This is a genomic window from uncultured Methanobrevibacter sp., from assembly GCF_900316895.1.
GTDB lineage: Archaea > Methanobacteriota > Methanobacteria > Methanobacteriales > Methanobacteriaceae > Methanocatella.
The window spans coordinates 1-4787 of record NZ_ONER01000103.1 but is presented as its reverse complement, the minus strand read 5'-3'; the positions used below and the strand labels follow the sequence as shown (position 1 = coordinate 4787).

The window sequence follows — 4787 nt, the reverse complement described above, 5'->3', positions numbered from 1 at the left end:
ATTCATAAGGAAAAACATCAATTTCAGAATCAAGGACTTTGGAATGTGCACACCGCAAAGGGTAATCGAGATGGATGACCTGGTGACAGTGGGCATTTCAGAAATCCTCAAGACCAACATGGAAAAGGGAAACATTGACTGTGTAGTCGGCGCATGTGACGGTGCGGGAACACTTCTAATGACCAATCCCCGTGTTGTTCAGGGCGTTGGGGGAAGAGTCTCCGGCCTTGTAAGCACAACACCGATTCCGGAGGTCATTAAAAATCTCGAGGAAAAGGATTGTGTAATCCTGAATCCTGAAACTGCCGAGCTCAACCAGCTTGAAGGCTTGAAAATCGCTTTGGACAGGGGATATAAGGATATTGCAATAACAATACTTCCGTCTCCAATGGTTGAGGAAATCAGAAACTATCCAGTCGATGATGACGTCAATGTTTACATATTTGTGGCCCATACCACAGGAGCCAGTCCCGATGAGGTGGAAATGCTGTTTGAAAATGCAGATATCGTTACTGCATGTGCATCCAAGGCGGTTTCAGACTATGCCGATGAGAATAAACCATATTATTATGGAGTAAAGGTTCCGATTTTCTGTGCAAGTGAGGATGGCAGAAGATTTTTGGATATAAGGCTTGAGCATATTGGAAAGCCGCTCACAACCAATGATTATCCAAGGGACAAAAGCGATGCTCCACATAAACTGATTTAGAGTGTAAATATGAGGGTTATATATTTTGATACGGAAACTACTGGACTCGAATTCATTGACGATCAGATAATCGAACTTGCAATGCTCATAGTTGAAGACGGTAAAATCATTGAGGAATACGATAAATTCATCAATATCGGCAGGGACCTGCCCCCTAAAATTATTGATATAACCGGAATCACCGATGAGATGCTGATTCTTGAAGGGGTAAGCGAAAAAAGTGTGGCCGATGATTTGAAAAGCAGGTTAACTCCGTCAACATTGATGATTGCGCACAATTGCCAATTTGACCTATCATTCATTTACTTTTTGCTTAAAAGGCACTATCCTGATGAAGCTGAGGGGATTGTTGGAAATCTGGATTGGATTGATACGGTCACTGTCCTGAAAGACAGGAAGGAATTTCCACACAAATTGATTGATGCTGTTGAGTATTATGATATTGAAGAGGTTAACTTCCATCGTGCAATCGATGATACAAAAGCATTATATGATGTCACACAGGCAATGGTTGTTGAAAGGCCTGATTTGAAAGAATATATTAATATTTTTGGTTATAATCCTAAATGGGGAGTAAGTGGGCCTAGATTCCCATTCATTGAATATAAAAGGCAGTATTTTAATAAGAGGATGGTTGGTCCTGATGATATTTTGCCTAAAAAATAGGTTCAGCTAAATTTTGCCTTCAGCTTGAAATGGGGGTTTAAAAAAAATAGTTTTCTACTGCAATGCATTTTGGATTTGGAAAGCCAAGTCCAATGCTTTTTGAGCATCTTTTGGAGTGATGATGGTTACAATGTTGTAATCCGCATCGACTCTTAATTCTATGAACTCTGCATATTTTTTGCTCATAGCCTTTTTGTTTAATTCATTTAAGGCAATGCAAATTGCAGCATGATATCCAATATCATGTTCGCAATAATCTTTTACATCATTGTAGGGACCATTATTTAAAATCCATTCCTGAACGTGAAGATATGTTGACAGATATGCTCTGTTAACAATAGTTCGATCTATGCATTGCAAATCATAGTGTTCTGCCGAATATTCTTGATTTTGAATGTATTCTGCAAAGTCTAATAGATGTTGAGGTACAAATGCATGAACCATAATCATACCTCAGTACCTGTCGGAGACTGCAACATTACATACTTCCATCAAGTTGTCATGACCTTCTTTTGCAGCAAAGGCATCCACTTCATCGGAAATCAAATCCCAAACATCAAAGATTTCCTGATTTGACCAAGTTTTCGGTGCTCTGATATAGAATGAAGCAAATGAGTTATTATTTAGCGGATTTTTTTCTCTAAATAATACTTCACCCAAACCATATTTCTCACTTAATAATATGAGTTTTTGTTCAAGCTTGCTTAGAAATTCGTCATTTTGGACAACTTTGCTTTCACAAGACGGCATAATCGGTCCATTTTGCAAATATTCTATCATATTTTCGCCAGTTTTTATTCTTGTTTTGCCTGCCACATTAATACTGTTGGCGTTTAAAGTATATAAACTTTATACATTACTTCAATTCAGTTTACTATAATAACAAATCAATATTTAAGTCAAAATGAAATTTTACAGGCTTAAATCAATTTTTAAATGGATATAAAAAGAGTTTTCATAGAGGTTGATGGGAAGATTCCATATCTTCCCAAAACGGTAGAGAAATTTGTCAGTGTAATGGAGGTTGGGAAAGATTTCTGTATCTTTCCCTGGGTTAAATATGGTTTGAAATTAAATAGTTAATAACCGGGAGGAAATAGGGAAGTTTAATTTCTTCCCTACATGTACTGAACTAGTTGATCATCCTGGGGCTTGTTTCCAGGCTTCACTTTGTCGATTGCATCCTTAAAGTATTTGTATGTGATCTCACTGGCTTCAAGGTCATCCCTTAGGGCAAGCATTGCAGCTTCTCTGCAAACAGCTTCAATGTCTGCTCCGACATAACCGTCAGTGTTTTTAGCTAATTTTTTGATGTCCACATCGTCTGCCAAAGGCATGCCTTTGGTATGTACCTTAAAGATGGATATTCTTGCTTCTTCATCAGGCTCTTTGACTTGAATGTGTCTGTCGAACCTTCCAGGTCTCATCAAACCGGCGTCCAGAATGTCTGGCCTGTTGGTTGCTGCAATGATTGCAACGTCTTCAAGCTCTTCCAAACCGTCCATTTCAGTTAACAGTTGGTTTACGACTCTTTTGGTTACGCCGCTGTCAGTGTCATTTCCGCTACGGGTACTGGCTATTGCGTCAATTTCATCGAAAAAGATCACTGTCGGGGAAGCCTGTTTCGCTTTTCTGAATACTTCCCTTACGCCTTTTTCGGATTCGCCAACCCATTTTGAGAGGAGTTCAGGGCCTTTGACTGAGATGAAGTTCGCTTCACTTTCACTTGCAACGGCTTTTGCAAGCAATGTCTTACCTGTTCCAGGAATTCCGTAAAGCAAGGTTCCTTTTGGAGGTCTTATTCCTAAGCGTTGGAATGTTTCAGGATGTTTCAGTGGCCATTCGACAGCCTCTTTAAGTTCCTGTTTCACATCTTCAAGACCGCCCACGTCATCCCATTTGATGTCTGGGATTTGAACGAGAACTTCCCTGAGCGCTGAAGGCTGGATCTCTTTTTGGGCGTTTTTGAAGTCGTCTCCTGTAACGACGATTTTTTCCATGACCTCTTTTGGGATTTCCTCATCGTTTTGAATTTCAGGAAGGATCCTTCTTACAACCCTCATTGCTGCCTCTTTACATAATGACTCCAAATCTGCCCCTACGAACCCATGGGTGGTATTTGCGATTTTGTCAAGGTCGACGTCATCTGCTAAAGGCATGTTTCTTGTGTGGATTTCAAGAACCTCTTTTCTTTCTTCTGAGTCAGGTACTCCAATTTCGATTTCACGGTCGAATCTTCCAGGTCTTCTGAGTGCAGGGTCAAGTGAATCAGGCCTGTTTGTTGCACCGATTACCACCACTTGGCCTCTGGATTTGAGACCGTCCATCAAAGTTAAGAGTTGAGCAACGGTTCTTCTTTCAACTTCGCCGTTAGTCTCTTCTCTTTTTGGAGCGATTGCATCGAGTTCATCTATAAATATGATTGAAGGTGAGTTTTCTTCAGCTTCTTCGAAGTATTCACGTAGGTTCTCTTCGGATCCGCCGACATATTTGCTCATGATTTCAGGACCGTTTATTGCAATGAAATGAGCATCACTTTCACTGGCTACAGCTTTTGCCAGTAATGTTTTACCGGTTCCAGGAGGACCGTGCATCAGTACTCCTTTTGGTGGTGCAATGCCGAGTTTTTCAAAGAGTTCAGGTCTTTTGAGAGGAATCTCAATCATTTCCCTTACTTTTTTGACTTCCTCTTTAAGTCCGCCGATGTCTTCGTAGCTTACGTCAACAAGGTTTCCGACACCTTCGATTTTGCTTACGTCAACCGGGGTTTCATGCAGTTGCACTTCGGTGTTAGGGCCTACAATGACGATGTCTTTAGGATTTGTGGACACTACTGCAAACTTGATTTCTTTCATTGCAGGGGTGAAGTCCATCAATTCGTCAAATAGGCTGTTGAAGCCCATGCTTGGTCTTGGTGCTCTGATTTGTGATCCGATGATGTCTCCTTGAACCATCACTTTTCCGGCAAAGAGTCCACGAACGTCGCCTTGTACGCGAATGTTGTTTTCGATTGGAGCTAAAACAACTTTTTTCGCTTCGGTTGCTTTGGTTTTTTTAATTGTAACTTCTCCACCAATGGTTGCTCCGGAGTTTTTACGGACCAGTCCGTCAATTCTTATTACTCCAAGTCCAATGTCTGTCTGTGAAGGAAGAGCGATAGCTGCAGTTCTTCTTTCACCAACAATTTCGATCAGGTCCCTTTCATTGATTCCTAAATCATCCATGACGTTTGGATCAAGTCTTGCTACTCCCTGACCCACGTCCTTTTGTGAAATTGCTTCTGCAACTTTTAATGTGATTTCTTTTTGTGCCATTTTATCATCTCCATTTGGCTGTAATGTATGTAAATGTAATCTGTCAAAATCTTTTTGTTACTTTTTGTAACTTTATTGACAAAGTAATCTGTGTATGT

5 protein-coding genes are annotated in these 4787 nt (G+C 40.4%); 2 read left to right on the top strand and 3 right to left on the bottom strand.

From position 1 onward, the window contains the following. The coding region (locus QZN27_RS08965; RefSeq protein ID WP_296786635.1) for a methanogenesis marker 8 protein at positions 1-709 on the top strand (709 nt) is incomplete at its 5' end. A gap of 9 nt (positions 710-718) precedes the next feature. Then, positions 719-1375: a PolC-type DNA polymerase III gene (locus tag QZN27_RS08960; protein ID WP_296786632.1), complete on the top strand. Its 657-nt coding sequence runs from the start codon at positions 719-721 to the stop codon at positions 1373-1375. Between the two features lie 54 nt (positions 1376-1429). Here QZN27_RS08960 and QZN27_RS08955 read toward each other — a convergent pair whose 3' ends face one another. The 3 genes from QZN27_RS08955 to QZN27_RS08945 form a co-directional block, all read right to left on the bottom strand. Continuing rightward, a complete protein-coding gene (locus tag QZN27_RS08955) occupies positions 1430-1819 on the bottom strand; it encodes a hypothetical protein (RefSeq protein WP_296786629.1) in 390 nt (129 codons plus the stop codon). A gap of 9 nt (positions 1820-1828) precedes the next feature. Beyond that, positions 1829-2155 (bottom strand): hypothetical protein, encoded by a 327-nt coding sequence (locus QZN27_RS08950; protein WP_296786626.1) that lies wholly within the window; start codon positions 2153-2155, stop codon positions 1829-1831. Between the two features lie 338 nt (positions 2156-2493). Beyond that, entirely contained in the window at positions 2494-4689 is a 2196-nt protein-coding gene (locus QZN27_RS08945) for a CDC48 family AAA ATPase (protein ID WP_296786623.1), read from the bottom strand. Between the last annotated feature and the right edge of the window lie 98 nt (positions 4690-4787).

Coding starts and splice junctions, on each gene's coding strand:
- QZN27_RS08945 (WP_296786623.1), bottom strand. CDS start 4,689: ATGGCACAAAAAGAAATCACATTAAAAGTTGCAGAAGCAATTTCACAA.
- QZN27_RS08955 (WP_296786629.1), bottom strand. CDS start 1,819: ATGGTTCATGCATTTGTACCTCAACATCTATTAGACTTTGCAGAATAC.
- QZN27_RS08960 (WP_296786632.1), top strand. CDS start 719: ATGAGGGTTATATATTTTGATACGGAAACTACTGGACTCGAATTCATT.
- QZN27_RS08950 (WP_296786626.1), bottom strand. CDS start 2,155: ATGATAGAATATTTGCAAAATGGACCGATTATGCCGTCTTGTGAAAGC.